Here is a 15,989-nt window from a genome sequence, read left to right on the forward strand (position 1 = left end):
TGCTCGTCACCGGCCGCTCCTTCCGGCGATGCGGTGGAGGCGGTCGACGGCCCGCTCGAAGCCGCGGGTGAGGTCGTCGAAGACCGCCTGGACGCTGCGTTCGCTGTTCATCCGGCCCACGATCTGGCCGACGGGGGTGCCGAGCAGCGGCTCGACCTCGTACTTCTGGATCCGGGAGACGGCCTCGGCGACCAGCAGGCCCTGCAGGGGCATGGGCAGGGTGCCGGGTCCGTCCGTGTCGTCCCAGGCGTCGGTCCACGCGGTGCGCAGCTGGCGTGCGGGCTTGCCGGTCAGGGCGCGGGAGCGCACCGTGTCGCCGGAACCGGCGGCGAGCAGTTTGCGGGTCAGGGCGGGCGAGTGGAGATCGGCCTCTGTGGTGGTCAGCCAGAGGGAACCCAGCCACACACCCTGGGCGCCGAGGGCGAGTGCGGCAGCCACCTGTTGGCCGCTTCCGATGCCCCCGGCCGCCAGCACGGGCAGCGGGTCGACCGCCTCCACGACCTCCGGTGTGAGCACCATGGAGGCGATCTCGCCGGTGTGGCCGCCCGCCTCGTAGCCCTGGGCGACGACAATGTCGATGCCGCGCTCCTTGTGCTTGACGGCGTGCCGGGCGCTGCCCGCGAGCGCGGCGACGAGCACGCCCCGGTCGTGGGCGCACTCCACGACATCCGCGGGCGGCGGGCCCAGGGCGTTGGCCAGCAGCTTGATCGGGTAGTCGAAGGCGACGTCGAGCTGGGTGCGGGCGACCTGCTCCAGCCACCCGGTGATGCGCCAGCCGGACGCCTCGCCCTCGGCGAGCTCGGGCACGCCGTACGTGGCGAGGGTGTCCTGGACGAACTGCCGGTGCCCTTCCGGGATCATCGCCTCGATGTCGGCCTCGGTCAGTGTGTGATCTTTCGGGGCCTCCACCTTCTTCGCGGGCATGACGACGTCCAAGCCGTAGGGCCTGCCCGCCACATGCGACTCGATCCAGTCCAGGTCGCGCATGAGGTCGTCGGGGGCCGTGTAGCGGACCGCGCCGAGCACTCCGAAGCCGCCGGCCCGGCTGATGGCCGCGGCGACGGCGGGGAACGGCGTGAAGCCGAACAGGGCGTGCTCGACTCCCAGTTTCTCGCTCAGCTCCGTCTGCATGGGCGCAGGATGCCGCAGTCCCCGGGACGACGGAAGGGCTTTCTGACACGTAGTCAGAAAACTGGCTGTCTCAGCTCTCCTCCAGCACCGCCATCGCCGCGTTGTGCCCCGGAATGCCGCTCACCCCGCCGCCGCGCACCGCGCCCGCCCCGCACAGCAGGACGTTGGGGTGGGCGGTGCCCACGCCCCAGCGCCCCGGCGCGCCGGCCGGCTGCTCGTCCCGCGGATCCGCGCACGGGAAGGCCAGGTCGCGGTGGAAGATATGGCCGCCCGGCAGGCCGAGTTCACGTTCCAGGTCGAGCGGGGACTTGGCCTCGACGCACGGGCGGCCGTCGGCGTCGTGGGCCAGGCAGTCGGCGAGCGGCTCGGCGAGGTGGCGCTCCAGCTCGGCGAGGGTGGCCGCCAGCAGGCGGTCACGGGTGGCCGCGTGGTCGGCGTCATCGGCGGTGAACAGCCGTGCCGGGGCGTGCAGGCCGAAGAGGGTGAGCGTCTGGTAGCCCCGGCGGACCAGGTCCGCGCCGAGGATCGAGGGATCGGTGAGCGAGTGGCAGTAGATCTCCGACGGCGGGGAGGAGGGCGGTTCGCCGGCCGCGGCCTCACGGTAGGAGCGCTCCAGCCCGGCGTAGCCCTCGGCGATGTGGAAGGTGCCGGAGAAGGCCTCGCGGGGGTCCACCTCGGTGTCGCGCAGCCGCGGCAGCCGGGTGAGCAGCATGTTCACCTTGAGCTGGGCGCCTTCGGCCGCGGGTGGCGGGTCCTCGCCCAGGAGGCGGGCCAGTTCCCTCGGGGAGGCGTTGACCAGGACCCGGCGGGCGCCGATCGTGCCCCGGTCACAGGTCACCTCCGCGGTACGGCCGTCCGTCGCGAGGGCGGTCACCGCGCAGCCGGTGACAATCTCGGCCCCGGCCCGGCGGGCGGCGTCGGCGAGCGCGTCGGTGAGGGCGCCCATACCGCCCAGGGGGACGTCCCAGTCGCCGGTGCCGCCGCCGATGACGTGGTAGAGGAAGCAGCGGTTCTGGCGCAGTGACGGGTCGTGGGCGGTGGTGAAGGTGCCGATGAGGCCATCGGTGAGGACCACACCGCGGACCAGGTCGTCGGAGAAGGTCTCCTCGACCAGCTCGCCCAGGGGCCGTTCGAACAAGGCGTGCCAGGTGGTGTCGTCGTCGACGGCGGCGCGCAACGCGTCGCGGGTGGGGAGGGGTTCGGTGAGCGTCGGAAAGACCCGTTCGGCGAGCCGTCGGGTGGTGCCGTAGAAGCGCTGCCAGGCATCGAACTCCCGGTCCGTACCCGTGAGTCGGGTGAAGGAGGCACGGGTGCGGGCCTCATCGCCGCCGACCAGGAGACCGGTGGGGCGGCCGGCGCGTACCGCGGGGGTGTAGGACGAGACCGGGCGGCGTCGGACCGCGAAGCGCAGCCCGAGGTCCCGCACGATCTTCGGCGGCAGCAGGCTGACGAGGTAGGAGTAGCGGGAGAGCCGGGCGTCGACGCCGGGGAACGCCTGGGCCGACACCGCGGCGCCACCCGTGTGGTCCAGCCGCTCCAGCACCAGCACGCTGCGCCCGGCGCGGGCGAGATATCCGGCGGCGACCAGCCCGTTGTGCCCGCCGCCGACGATGACCGCGTCATAGGAAGTCCGTTCCGGCATGCCTCTTGCTAACACGCGGGGCTCCCGGTCGCCAGCGCACGCGGCTGAATCCTCCGGTACGCCCGGTGCGGCTTCTTGACCGGCCGTCGGGCCGCTTCTAACGTCCGGCCGTGCTCGCCCGGCGCCGCTCTCCCGCTCTCCCGCTCCCCCGCTTCCTGAGATCCGTCAGAAGCGCCCCAGGCCGCCCGCACACCCATGAGGTGACCCGTGTCCCACCCCTCGGTACCCCGTTTCGGCCGCACCGTCGCCGGCCTCGGCACCGCCGCCGTCTGCTCGGCCGGGCTGCTCGTGGCACCCGCACCGGCCTCCGCCGCCCCCGGCGCGCGGGACACCGGCGGGCCGTACCCGAATCTGGCCCCGGCTCCCCCGATGGGCTGGAACAACTGGTCGTACTACGCCTGCCAGATCAACGAGAAGGTGGTCCTCGACAACGCCCGGGCGCTGGTCCGGACCGGGCTGGCGCGGCGGGGCTACGACACCGTCACGGTCGACGACTGCTGGACGACCAGGCGGCGCGGCCCCCGGGACGAACTGGTACCGGACCCGGTGAAGTTCCCGCACGGCATGGCGTACGTCGGACAGCAGCTGCACCGGATGGGCCTGAGATTCGGCATCTATACCGACGTCGGCTCGCTGACCTGCGAGAAGTACCCGGGCAGCCTGGGCCACTTCCGCGCGGACGCCCAGCTGTTCGCCCGCTGGAAGGTGGATTACGTCAAGGCGGACGGCTGCAATGTGCCGGTTCCCCGGGGGCACGGCAAGGAGGAGACCTACCGCGACCTGTACGGGCAGCTGAGCGGCGCGCTCCGGAGTACCGGCCGGCCGATCACCTTCTCCGTCTCGGCGCCCGCCTACTTCCAGTTCGACGGCGACGGGGTCTGGCACAAGGTCATCGGCTGGTCGTCCGAGCTCGGCAACCTGTGGCGGGGCGGCCGGGACGTGGCGCTGCGGAAGAGCGCACCGGCCAAGAAGTGGGCCTCGATTCTCTACAACTTCCGCTACAACGCGAACCTGGCGGAACTCCAGCGGCCCGGTCGTTGGAACGACCCGGACCTTCTGCTGGTCGGCGACCCCGATCTGACACCGCATGAGATGCAGAGCCAGATGTCGCTGTGGGCGATGATGGCGGCGCCGCTGATCGCCAGCACGGATGTCGGCAAACTGTCCGGGGCGGCGCGCGAGATCCTGGGCAACGAGCAGATCATCGCCGTCGACCAGGATCCGCTCGGCGTCCAGGGCCGGATCGTGCAACAGGGCCGGGACTCCACGGTGCTGGCCAAGCCGCTGGAGAACGGTGACTGGGCGATCGCGCTGTTCAACGAGGGGGACGCGCCGCACACCCTGTCCATCACGGCGGGCGCGGCGGGGCTGCCGGAGGCCGGGTCCTACGCGCTGCGCGATCTGGTCACCGGCCGCCGCCTGCGCAGCGAGGGCGACATCGTGGCACGGCAGGTGCCGGCGCACGGCACGGTCCTCTACCGCGTCACCCCGGGCTGACGCCGCCGGGCTCCGGGCCGGGGCGGGAGCCCGGCGCCGGGGCCTCAGCCGTGGTGGATGCCGATCCCCAGGGCCTGTCCGGGGCACTACCGCGGCCGCGCGGCGCTCTCCCGGCGGAGGGCTGCGACGCGGCGGTGCAGGGCGGCCGCCTCGTCCGGACGGGACAGCTGTTCCAGGCACTCGGCGAGGTCGCTCTGGCTGGCCAGGGTGTCGGGGTGGGCGGCGCCCAGGACCCGTTCGCGGGCCGCGGCGACCTGCCGGTAGGTGTCCAGTGCGTCGCCCCAACGGCCGAGCCAGCCCAGCGCGACGGCGGTCTCCCGGCGGCTGACCAGGGTGTCCGGGTGGTCGGGGCCGAGTGCCCGTTCGCGCGCCGTGGCCACCTCGCGGGCCTCCGCCAGCGCCTCCTGCCAGCGGTTCAGCCGGCCCAGGTTGACGCCCAGGCCGTGCCGGGCACGGAGGGTGTCCGGGTCGTCGGCGCCCTGGGCGCGGGTGCGGGCGGCGACCAGGTCGCGGTAGAGCGTGAGCGCCTCCGCGCTCCGGCCCAGCCGGCCGAGGCCGATGCCGACCTCGTAGCGGGTGGCGAGGGTGTCGGGGTGGTCCGGGCCGAGCGAGGCCGCCCGGGCCGCGGCGACCTCCTGGTAGGTCCGCAGCGCGGCCGACCAGTTGCCCAACTTGCCGAGGACATCGGCGAGTTCGTGGCGGGTGGTGAGGGTGTCGGGGTGGTGTGCGCCGAGCACCCGGGCGCGCGCCTCGGCGACGTCCTGGGCCAGGGCGCGGCAGTCCGCCAGCCGGCCCAGCCGGCCGAGGTTGAACGCGAGGTGGTGACGGCAGCTCAGGGTGTCCGGGTGGTCGGGGCCCAGTGCGCGTTCCTGGCCGGTCAGCACCTCGGCGTAGATCTGGTGCGCCTCGAAGTAGCGGCCCTGGCGGCCCTGCTCATGGGCGGTCTCCAGCCGGGCGGCGAGGGCGGCCCGCCGGCCGGCCCGGGGCGCCGGGCTGGCGATCGCGGTGCCCCGGGGGGCGTCGCCGGGCCGGGAGGGGCCACCGTGTGTCCAGGCGCCGGTGAGGGCCGCGAGGGCCCGGTCCGACGGCCCGGGCCGTGGGTGCCGGGCGGTGCCCGCCGGGGAGCCGGCGGTGATGCCCCGGGTCCAGGGAGGCAGCCGCGGGACCGCGACGGTGACGTCCCCGGCACCCCCGCCGGAGTGCGGATGACGGGCACCGGCGAGGCGTTTGACCAGTTCGTCGGCGTCGGCGGGCCGGTCGTCGGGCTCTTTGGCGAGCAGGTCCAGCACGATCCGCTCGTACGCCTCGGGCAGGTCGGGGCGGAGCGTACGCGGCGGGGTCGGGGCGGTGTCGCGGTGCCCGACGAGCACCGCCCAGGCGTCGCCGAGGTCGAACGGCGGGACCCCGGTGGTCAGCTCGTAGAGGACACAGCCGAGGGAGTAGAGGTCGCTGCGGTGGTCGACGGGGTGGGCGCCGATCTGCTCGGGCGACATGTAGTGCGGACTGCCCATGGCCATACCGGTGCCGGTGAGGCGGGCGGTGAAGCCGATGTCGTGGTTGAGCCGGGCGATGCCGAAGTCACAGATCTTGACCGTGCCGTCGGTGGTGCGGACGATGTTCGCCGGTTTCAGATCGCGGTGGACGATGGCCTGTTCGTGAGTGTAGGCGAGCGCGGCGGCGACCTGTTCGGCGATGTCGATGATGTCCGGGACGGGCAGCGGCTGGCGCCGGTTGTCGTCCAGGAGCTGGCTGAGGTTACGGCCGGTGAGCAGTTCCATGACGATGAAGAGAGTGCCGTCGTCCTCGCCGAAGTCATGGACGACGGTGATACCGCGGTGCTGGAGGGAGGCCGCGACCCGGGCCTCGCGGCGGAAGCGTTCACGCAGCACCTGGAGGAACGACGGTTCGTGCCGGGGACCGAGCGGCTTGAGGCATTTGACGGCGACCTGCCGCTCCAGGGATTCGTCGTGGGCCCGCCAGACCTCGCCCATACCGCCACGCCCGATGGTGTCGCACAGCCGGTACCGCCCGTGGATCAGTCTGCTTTCCACCATCGCCGATCGCCGCCCCCGTCCCCGTCTCCAGTCGGCCGCGCGGCTCCCCCCGCGCGTCCTGCTGTCCGCCCAGTATGGCCGGGGAACGGTGGAGCTTGTAGGCCGCTGGGCGGATCCGGCCGGTCAGCGTCGTACGCGGGGCATCCCGAGGCCGATCCACGAGATGATCTCGCGCTGGATCTCATTGTTGCCACCGCCGAAGGTGAAGATCACGGCGGAGCGGTAGCCGCGCTCCAGTTCGCCGTGGAGCACCGCGCCGGCCGAGCCCTCCTTGAGGGGGCCCGCGGCACCGACGATCTCCATCAGCCAGGCATAGGCGTCCCGGCGGGCCTCGGAGCCGTAGACCTTGACCGCGGAGGCGTCCTGCGGGGTGAGCGTGCCCTGCTGGAGCGCGTCGACCATCTGCCAGTTCAGCAGCCGCATGGCGTCCAGTCGGGTGTGGGTACGGGCCAGCCGTCCGCGTACCCAGCCCAGGTCGATGACCCGGCGGCCGTCGGCGAGCTTGGTGCCGGCCGCCCAGCGCTGGACGTCCCGCAGCGCGCGGACGGCCATGGTGCCGTGGGCGGCGAGGGTGACGCGTTCGTGGTTGAGCTGGTTGGTGATGATCCGCCAGCCCTGGTTCTCCCGGCCGACGCGGTGGGTGGCCGGGACGGTGATGTTCTCGTAGTAGCTGGCGGTGGTGGCGTGCGAGGCAAGGGTGTTGATGACCGTGCAGGAGTAGCCGGGGTCGCTGGTGGGGACCAGGAGCACGGTGATGCCCTTGTGGGGCGGGACCCCCTCTTCCACGGGGGCGGTGCGCACGGCGAGCCAGACCCAGTCTGCGGTGTCCCCGTTGGTGGTCCAGATCTTCTGTCCGTCGACGACGTAGCGGCCGGTCTCCTCGTCGCCCTCGCGCACCGCGCGGGTCTTGAGGGCGGCCAGGTCGGTGCCGGCGTCCGGTTCGCTGTAGCCGATGGCGAAGTCGATCTCGCCGGTGAGGATCCTGGGCAGGAAGTGGGCCTTCTGCTCCTCGGTGCCGTACCGCATGAGCGTGGGGCCGACGGTGTTCAGCGCCATCAGGGGCAGCGGTACGCCCGCCTGGGCGGCCTCGTCGAAGAAGATGAACTGTTCCATCGGGGTCATCCCGCGCCCGCCGTACTCCTTCGGCCAGCCGACCCCGAGCCAGCCGTCGGCGCCGAGGCGGCGTACCGTCTCGCGGTAGAAGCGCCGGTGAGCCGTGGGGCCGGTGGCGGAGGCGCCTTCCCGGGCGGGCGCGGCGGCGCCGGCCGGCGTCAGCTCGGCGAAGTAGGCGCGCAGTTCGGTGCGCAACCGCAGCTGTTCGGGGGTGTAGTCGAGGTGCACGGCAGACCCTCCCGTTCGTCCGGTCCGGTGGTCCGGTCCGTGGGGGGCCGTGCACGCGGTCCTGACGGCCCGTCGGATCCGGTCGAGGGGCACAGTAGAACGCGTTTCAGTAATACGGAAGAGCCCCTCCCGGCCCCGTGGACGGCCGTCCGGGGCGGGCAGGAGGCACACGAAGGCCCGGTCCGGCGCCCACGGCGCACCGGACCGGGCCACTGCCCCGGCCTCTCACCCGACGGTTCACCCCACGGCGTGCCCCGCGAGCTCGCGGTTGTAGTGGTCGCTGCCGGGGTGGATGCCGCCGCGCAGCACGTCCTTGCAGTACTTGACGTGACCGTTGTTGGTCACGTACTTCGCCGCGACCCAGGCCGCCCGCTCCTCCCGGGTGAGGTACCAGACGGTGTTGCCGCCGACGGGCTGGGTACGGACCTTGCACACCAGGCCGACCTGCATACCGCGGTGGAAGTAGCCCTTCACGGAGGAGTCGGTGCTGGGGTACTGACGCGCGCTCAGGCCCTTCTTGCTGGTGACGGTCCCGAACGGCTTCATGGTGGTGGTGGGGGGCCCGGGCGTCGCCTGGGCGGGGGACGCAATGGACAGCGTCGCACCGAGGGCGACCGCCGCGGTCAGTGCGCCCGCGCCGGCTGCGAGCTTCTTGCCTCGGGCCACGAGGATGTCGGTCGTGGACATAGGGGTCTCCTGTTCTTGACGCGCAATGCCACCCATTGGCGCGGAGTGGACATTACGCGCAAAACACGCCCGGAATGCGGTGCAACGACGTACAGGCAGCCGATCGTGTGACAAAAAGACCGCACCCCGGAAGGGCTCGGCGATCAGCCCTCGGTGCCCACGCGATGGATCCCGAACGAAGCCCCTCGCGGGTCCCGGATCACGGCGATCCGCGGCCCGTGCGGAACGTCCGTGGGCGGCACCAGCAGCGTGCCCCCGGACTCCGTTGCCCGGGCGGCCGTCCCGTGGACATCGGCCACCGCGAAGTAGGGCAGCCAGTACGCCCCGACGTCGTCCGGGTAGAACTCGTCCAGTGCGCTCATCCCGCCGAAGTCGGCCCCGTCGACGCCCCATTGGGGATAGTCCTCGTGCGTGCCCACGGTCCAGCCGAAGACCCGGGTGTAGAAGGCCTTGGCGGCCTCCTCGTCACGGGTGGCCAGCTCGACCCAGCCGAGCGAGCCCGGGGCGTTGAGCACCGCGGCCCCGTCGAAGGAGCGGGCCTGCCACACGGAGAACACGGCGCCCTCGGGGTCGGCCAGCACGGCGAACCGGCCCAGGCCGAAGACCTCCCGCGGCGCCGTCAGCTCCCGTCCGCCGGCCGCGGTGACCGCCGCCGCCAGCGCATCGGCGTCCCGCGTCGCGAACGAGACGGTCCAGGCGGCCGGCTGCCCCGGGACGTACGGCGGGGTCACCGCGGCGACCGGGGCGGCGCCCAGGTACAGCACGGTGTAGCCGCCGGCCTCGGTGCGCGGGTCGGTCTCGGCGCGCCAGCCGAAGACCTCCCGGTAGTAGACCGCGGCGGCCTCGATGTCCTCGGTGGCCAGCTCCACCCAGCAGGGCGCGCCGGGGGTGGGCTCGGTGATCTTCACAGTGCCGTCCGCCCCTCTGCGCCGGGCGGGGGCCGGGCCGCGGCCGGGCCCGTACGCCGCCGCTCGCTGTCCGTACGCTGCCGATCGTGCGACGGGGGCAGGGGGCCCGCAACCGGAGGGTGTCCCCGGCCCGGACACAGCTCACCGGCCCGGATCCGGTTCACAGGCCCGGATCCGGCTCACAGGCCCAGACCGGACCAGCCGTTCCGCAGGTGCGCGAAGATCTCGTCCAGCGCGCGGCCGGGATCGCGGGAGCCGCCGGCAAGCCTCGGGGCGGTCAGCACATAGTGGGCGAGCGCGCGCACCGGCACCGCGTCCGGCGCGCCGCCGGCCGCCTCGGCGATCGCACCGGCCAGGGCCTCCTCATGGCGCAGCCACATCCGGTGGGCGTACTCGACGAGCGCCGGGGTGGTCTCGACCAGCTCCCGGAACCCGCGGAACTCCGGTGCCCGACGGGCCGAGAGCAGCACCTCACGGAGGTGCTCGTGCAGCGCGTCCAGGACCGTCCGGCCCGCTTCCCGGTCGCGGACGGCGGCGACGAGCGCGGCGCCCAGCTCGGCGTCCCGGTCGAACACCAGGGCCTCCTTGCCGGAGAAGTGCTTGAACAGCGTGGTCACCGAGACGTCCGCGGCCTCGGCCACGTCCTTGACGCTCACCCGGTCGTAGCCGCGCTCCAGGAACAGCCGGAGGGCGGCATCGGCCAGCGCCTTGCGGGTCTGCGCCTTCTTGCGTTCCCGGCGGCCGGGCGCCGGCCCGTTCGCGGTGGTCATGTCCCGTCCTGTCCGTACATCAGGCGCATATGGCGCAGGGCGCCCTGCGGGGCGTCGGGGGCGAGGGCGGTCGCCAGAGCGCGGGCGGCACCCCCGGCCGCCTCGGCGGAGCGGGGCAGCATCACCGCTTCGTGCGCCCGCACCGCCTCGTCCGGGTCGTCGTGCCCGGCGAGGGCCTGGGCGAGTTCGGCGCCGTCGAGCATGGCGAGGTTGGCGCCCATACCGGAGAACGGACTCATCAGGTGCGCGGCGTCGCCGAGCAGGGTCAGGCCGGGGGTGTGGGTCCAGGTGTGCGGCACGGGCAGCGCGAACAGCGGCCGGTCGACGAACCCGCCGTCGTTCTCCCGCAGCAGCGCCAGCAGCCGGTCGTCCCACCCGGCGAACCTGTCGAGCAGGGTGGCCCGCACCGCCTCGGTGTCGTCCATACGCACCCCGGCCTCCAGCGCCCAGTCCGGTGAGCCCCGGAACGCGGCATAGGCGCGGATATGGCCGTGGCTGTTGCGCTGGGCGATCAGCGCCCGGTCGGCGAAGGCCGCCATCATGGTGCCGTCGCCGACGAGGCGGGCGAGGTCCGGATGACGGGCGTCCGCGTCGTCGAAGCCGCACTCGACGAAGGTGACGCCGGTGTGGTGCGGGGTGGCGTCGGAGAGCAGCGGGCGCACCCGGGACCAGGCGCCGTCGGCCCCGATGACCAGGTCGAACGTCTCGGTGTGGCCGTCGTCGAACTCGGCCCGGTGCCGGCCGTCGCCGAGCGGGTGCAGGGTGCGCAGGAAGTGGCCCCAGCGGACCGTCGCGGGGGCGAGCGAGTGCAGCAGCAGATGGCGCAGCTGCCCCCGGTCGATCTCGGGACGGCCGGTCTCGCCGTCGGCGGGGGTGTGCCGGAAGAGCACCGCGGCGGTGTGGTCGAGCAGCCGCGTCTCCTGCCCTTCGGGCCGGGCGAGGGCGGTGAACGCCTCGCGCAGACCGGCCGCTTCCAGGGCCGCCTGGCCGGTCGTCAGGTGCAGGTCGAGCGTGCCGCCTTGCGGACGGGCGTCGGCGGAGGCCTCCTGGTCGAAAACGGTGACCGGTACGCCGTTCCGCTGGAGCACCCGGGCACAGGTCAGGCCTCCGGGGCCGGCACCGATGATCGCGATGCGGGGTGGTGTGGGGTTCATACTCCCAGAAAAGCATAGCGACTAAGGAAGTGCAATGACTACACTTTTTGAGTCGCTCAATCGGGAGTTCGTCTGGGTTCGTCCGGGTTAGCCCGAGTGTTCAGCCGGGCGTTCAGCCGGGCGTTCCACCGGTCGGACCTGGGACATCGCCGTCCCTCCCCTCCCCACGCGCCCGTGCGGACGGTTCTCACGGGACGCCGACGGGCACTGTGTGGCCGCCGTAACGCCCCCTGATCGCTTGATGTGACACCTGGTTAACGGGCCATTCATAAGGTCGGACCGAGCACCCGACCGACCACGAAAGGGCCCGCCCGTGACCGCACCGGAAGCCCCGGCAGAGCGCACCACGCAGGTACGGACGGCGTGCTCGTACTGCGGTGTCGGCTGCGGGATGGTCCTCGACATCACGACGGACGGCCAGGGGCGGCGCACCGTCCGTAAGGCCACCGGGGACAAGGCGCACCCGGCGAACCGCGGCCGGCTGTGCACCAAGGGCGCGACCAGTGCCAAGCTGTTCACCGCACCGGGACGGCTGACGCGTGCCCTCGTGCGCGCGGACCGCGGCGACGAGCCGGCGGCCACCGCGATGGAGACGGCGGTCAAGGAGACCGCCGCGCGGCTGCGGGAGATCGTCGACGAGCACGGACCGGACGCCCTCGCCCTGTACGTCTCCGGGCAGATGACGCTGGAGGCCCAGTACCTGGCCAACAAGCTCGCCAAGGGCTTTGTGCGCACCCGGCACATCGAGTCCAACTCCCGGCTCTGCATGGCCAGCGCGGGCAGCGGCTACAAGCTGTCGCTGGGCGCCGACGGCCCGCCCGGCTCGTACCAGGACTTCGAGCACGCCGACGTGTTCCTCGTCATCGGCTCCAACATGGCCGACTGCCACCCGATCCTCTTCCTGCGGATGATGGAGCGGGTGAAGGCCGGCGCCAAGCTGATCGTGGTCGATCCGCGGCGCACCGCCACCGCGGCCAAAGCCGACCTCTTCCTCCAGATCGCGCCGGGGACGGACCTGGCGCTGCTGAACGGACTGCTGCGGCTGCTGGCCGACGACGGCCGGACCGACGCGGAGTTCATCGCCGAATTCACCGAGGGGTGGGAGGCGATGCCGGAGTTCCTCGCGGACTATCCGCCGGACACGGTCTCGCGGATCACCGGGATCCCGGAGGCGGAGCTGCGCCGAGCGGCCGAGTGGATCGGTACGGCGGACTCCTGGATGAGCTGCTGGACGATGGGGCTGAACCAGAGCACCCACGGCACCTGGAACACCAACGCGCTGATCAACCTGCACCTGGCGACCGGCGCGATCTGCCGCCCGGGCAGCGGCCCGTTCTCCCTCACCGGCCAGCCCAACGCGATGGGCGGGCGCGAGATGGGCTACATGGGGCCGGGCCTGCCCGGTCAGCGGTCGGCGCTGGTGGCCGGGGACCGGGCGTTCACCGAGAAGCTGTGGGGGCTGCCGGCCGGGACGCTGCGGGCGGACGACGGCGGCCAGGGCACCGTCGAGGTGTTCCGCCGCATGGCGGACGGGGACATCAAGGCGTGCTGGATCATCTGCACCAACCCCGTCGCCTCGGTCGCCAACCGCCGGACGGTCATCGAGGGCCTGGAGGCCGCGGAGTTCGTCGTGGCCCAGGACATCTTCACCGAGACCGAGACCAACGCCTATGCGGATGTGGTGCTGCCGGCCGCCATGTGGGCCGAGTCCGAGGGCGTGATGGTCAACTCGGAGCGCAATCTCACCCTGGTAAGGCAGGCCGCCGATCCGCCCGGTGAGGCCTGGCCGGACTGGCGGATCATCGCGCGGATCGCCTGCGAGATGGGGTACGAGGACGCCTTCGGCTACACGAGCGCGGAGGAGATCTTCGAGGAGATCAAGCGCGCCTGGAACCCGAAGACGGGATACGACCTGCGCGGGGTGACCTATGAACGGCTGCGGAGCACTCCGGTCCAGTGGCCCAGCGCGGCCGTCGACGGACCGGACCGCAACCCGGTGCGGTATCTGAACGACGGCGTCAGCCAGGAGCCGGCGGTGCGGGCGGACGGCTCCCGGCCCCGGCTCTCCTTCCCCACCCCGAGCGGTCGCGCCACGTTCTTCGCCCGGCCGCACCTCCCCCCGGCCGAGATGCCGGACGACGACTTCCCGTACCTGCTCAACACCGGGCGGCTGCCGCACCAGTGGCACACCCTGACCAAGACCGGCAAGATCGCCAAGCTGGGCAGGCTCGACCCGGAGCCGTTCGTGGAGATCCATCCGCGGGACGCGGAGGCGCTGGGCATCGCGGCAGGCGATGCGGTGGAGGTCGCCTCGCGGCGCGGACGGGCCGTGCTGCCCGCCGTGCTCACCGACCGGGTACGGCCGGGCGACTGCTTCGCCCCGTTCCACTGGAACGACCTGTTCGGCGAGTACCTCAGCGTCAACGCGGTGACCCATGACGCGGTCGATCCGGTCTCCTTCCAGCCCGAGTTCAAGGCGTGCGCGGTCACGCTGGCCCGGGTCGCGGGGGACGTCACGGGGAGCGGGGGCGGCTCGGCGGCGGCGTACACCGGCGAGGCGGCGTGCCTCGGCGAGGCGGCCGGGACCGGTACGGGGGACGGAACCGGTACAGGGGACGGAACCGGTACGGGGGACGGAACCGGTACGGGGCACGGAACCGGTACGGGGCACGGCGGCGGGAACGGCGGCGCGAACGGCGTGGTGGCGCTGCTCGCCGAGGTGTTCGGCATACCCGACACCGCACCGCCGGCGCTGACCGGTCCCGAGCACCGCTATCTGTCCGGCTTCCTCGCCGGGCTGCGTTCCGGTACCGCCGTCGGCACCCCCGTCGGCACCCCCGTCCTGCCCACGCACGCGCCGTTCCGTCCGGAGAGCGCGCTGTGGGTGAACGGGGTGCTGGCCGGGATGTTCTCACGGAGCACGGATGCCCCTTCCGTGACCGAGGAGTGCCGGACCGAGGGGTGCCGGACCGAGGGGTGCCGGACCGAGGAGCGCCGGACCGAGGAGCGCCCGGCGGGCCCCGTCGCCGAAGCGCGCGGCGGCGCCGGTGCCCGTACGGTCCTCGTGCTGTGGGCCTCGCAGACCGGCAACGCGGAGGAGGTCGCCGCCGACGCGGCCCGGCGGCTGGAGGGCAGCGGGCGGGACGCGCGGCTGCTCAGCATGGACAGCGCGCCCGCCACCCTGCCGCGCACCGCCGACCTGCTGATCGTCACCAGCACCTTCGGCGACGGCGACGCCCCCGACAACGGATCGGAGTTCTGGGAGACGCTCAACGCACCGGACACCCCGCGGCTGGAGGGTGTGCGCTACTCCGTCCTGGCGCTGGGCGACTCCTCGTACGACGACTTCTGCGGCCATGGCCGGCGGCTCGACGCCCGGCTCGCCGAGCTGGGCGCGGTGCGGCTGGTGCCGCGTACGGACTGTGAGCCGGACTACGAGCAGCCGGCGGGGCAGTGGCTGGAGCGGGTGCTGAGGGCTCTGGAGGAGGCCGGTACGGGGCTCAGCGGTGAGGAATCAGCTAGTGAGGAGCCGGCTGGTAAGGGTCCCGACGGCTCCGCGGATACGGATACGGATACGGGTACGGGTGCGGCGGCCGAAGCGCCCGCTCCGGCCGCTCCGGCGCGCCCGTCGAAGGCCGCCCCGGCCACCGCCCGGCTCATCGGCAATCAGCTGCTGAGCCGTCCCGGTGCCACCAAAGAGGTGCGCCGGTTCACCTTCGACACCCGTGACGCCACGGGCACCCCCCTGGCCTATGAGGCGGGTGACGCGCTCGGCGTACGACCACGGAACTGCCCGGAACTGGTGGCGGAGTGGCTGGCCGTCACCGGCCTCGACCCGGCCGCCACCATCGATCTCGCCGACCTGGGCGAGGTGGCGCTCGGTACGGCGCTGCGCCGCCATCTCGACATCACCCGGATCACACCGGGTCTGCTCCGGATGGTCGCCGAACACACCGGTGACCGTGTCCTCAGGAAACTGCTGCGGCCCGACAACAAGGGCGAGTTCGCGCAGTGGGCCTGGGGCCGCCAGGCGGTCGACGTACTCGCCGAGCACCCGGTACGGGCCGAGGCCGCGGAGTGGGCCGAAGCCCTCCCCCGGCTGCGGCCACGGCTGTACTCCATATCGTCGAGCCCGCTGACCGACCCGGGGCAGATCACCCTGACGGTCTCGGTCGTCCGGTACGAGAACCGGTTCGGCCGGCCGCGCAAGGGGGTGGCCTCCGCCTTCCTGGCCGACGCCGAGTCCGGCAGCCCGGTGCCGGTCTTCGTGCAGCGCGCCGCCCACTTCCGGCCGCCGGCCGACCCGGCCACCCCGATGGTGATGGTGGGGCCCGGCACCGGCATCGCCCCCTTCCTCGGGTTCCTCGACGAACGGCGCGCCCGCGGCCACCACGCCCCCAACTGGCTCTTCTTCGGCGAGCAGCGCCGCGCCACGGACTTCTACTACGAGGACGAACTCGGCCGGTTCCGCCGGGACGGTCTGCTCACCCGGCTGGACACGGCGTTCTCCCGCGATCAGCGCGCCAAGGTCTATGTACAGGACCGGATGCGGGAGCACGGCGCACAGCTGTGGTCCTGGCTGCGGGACGGTGCCCACTTCTATGTGTGCGGCGACGCGTCCCGGATGGCCAAGGACGTCGACCGTGCGCTGCGCGAGATCGCGGTCGCACACGGCGGGCTGACGGAGGACACGGCCGCCGGCTACGTCAAGCAGCTCGCGGCCGACAAGAGGTACGTCCGTGATGTGTATTGATCCGTGTACTGAGATGCGTACCGAGGTGTGCGCTGAACTGAGATGTGTGTGG

The 15,989-nt window shown here is 72.8% G+C and carries 10 protein-coding genes; 2 read left to right on the plus strand and 8 right to left on the minus strand.

Annotated elements, in window-relative coordinates:
• Positions 1–6: 6 nt before the first annotated feature.
• Both ACFY12_RS18525 and ACFY12_RS18530 read right to left on the minus strand, forming a co-directional pair.
• The gene (locus tag ACFY12_RS18525) at positions 7–1,131 is read right to left on the minus strand and encodes a nitronate monooxygenase (RefSeq protein WP_390716879.1); all 1,125 of its coding nucleotides are present in this window, start codon (positions 1,129–1,131) and stop codon (positions 7–9) included.
• Positions 1,132–1,201: 70 nt separating this feature from the next.
• On the minus strand, positions 1,202–2,773 hold the full coding sequence (locus tag ACFY12_RS18530) for a phytoene desaturase family protein (protein WP_390716880.1): 1,572 nt from the start codon (positions 2,771–2,773) through the stop codon (positions 1,202–1,204).
• A 207-nt stretch (positions 2,774–2,980) separates the two neighbouring features.
• Between ACFY12_RS18530 and ACFY12_RS18535 the strand changes: the two genes are divergently transcribed.
• Complete coding sequence (locus tag ACFY12_RS18535; protein WP_390716881.1) at positions 2,981–4,270, plus strand: glycoside hydrolase family 27 protein; 1,290 nt, start codon at positions 2,981–2,983, stop codon at positions 4,268–4,270.
• A gap of 86 nt (positions 4,271–4,356) precedes the next feature.
• Here ACFY12_RS18535 and ACFY12_RS18540 read toward each other — a convergent pair whose 3' ends face one another.
• The 6 genes from ACFY12_RS18540 to ACFY12_RS18565 all read right to left on the minus strand — a co-directional run bounded on the left by ACFY12_RS18540 (position 4,357) and on the right by ACFY12_RS18565 (position 11,184).
• Positions 4,357–6,324, minus strand: a complete 1,968-nt coding sequence (locus ACFY12_RS18540) for a tetratricopeptide repeat protein (RefSeq protein WP_390716882.1) — start codon at positions 6,322–6,324, stop codon at positions 4,357–4,359.
• Positions 6,325–6,447: 123 nt separating this feature from the next.
• Complete coding sequence (locus ACFY12_RS18545; RefSeq protein ID WP_390716883.1) at positions 6,448–7,665, minus strand: acyl-CoA dehydrogenase family protein; 1,218 nt, start codon at positions 7,663–7,665, stop codon at positions 6,448–6,450.
• Between the two features lie 237 nt (positions 7,666–7,902).
• On the minus strand, positions 7,903–8,352 hold the full coding sequence (locus ACFY12_RS18550) for an SH3 domain-containing protein (protein WP_390716884.1): 450 nt from the start codon (positions 8,350–8,352) through the stop codon (positions 7,903–7,905).
• Between the two features lie 143 nt (positions 8,353–8,495).
• Entirely contained in the window at positions 8,496–9,260 is a 765-nt protein-coding gene (locus ACFY12_RS18555; RefSeq protein WP_390716885.1) for a VOC family protein, read from the minus strand.
• A 179-nt stretch (positions 9,261–9,439) separates the two neighbouring features.
• Positions 9,440–10,030: a TetR/AcrR family transcriptional regulator gene (locus ACFY12_RS18560; protein WP_390716886.1), complete on the minus strand. Its 591-nt coding sequence runs from the start codon at positions 10,028–10,030 to the stop codon at positions 9,440–9,442.
• The gene (locus ACFY12_RS18565) at positions 10,027–11,184 is read right to left on the minus strand and encodes an FAD-dependent oxidoreductase (RefSeq protein ID WP_390716887.1); all 1,158 of its coding nucleotides are present in this window, start codon (positions 11,182–11,184) and stop codon (positions 10,027–10,029) included. Before ACFY12_RS18565 ends, ACFY12_RS18560 begins: the two co-directional genes overlap by 4 nt.
• Before the next feature lie 313 nt (positions 11,185–11,497).
• Between ACFY12_RS18565 and ACFY12_RS18570 the strand changes: the two genes are divergently transcribed.
• Positions 11,498–15,937, plus strand: a complete 4,440-nt coding sequence (locus ACFY12_RS18570; protein ID WP_390716888.1) for a molybdopterin-dependent oxidoreductase — start codon at positions 11,498–11,500, stop codon at positions 15,935–15,937.
• The last annotated feature ends 52 nt before the right edge of the window (positions 15,938–15,989 follow it).

The sequence above is a fragment of the Streptomyces sp. NPDC001339 genome (genome assembly GCF_042895955.1).
In the GTDB taxonomy this organism is placed as follows: domain Bacteria; phylum Actinomycetota; class Actinomycetes; order Streptomycetales; family Streptomycetaceae; genus Streptomyces.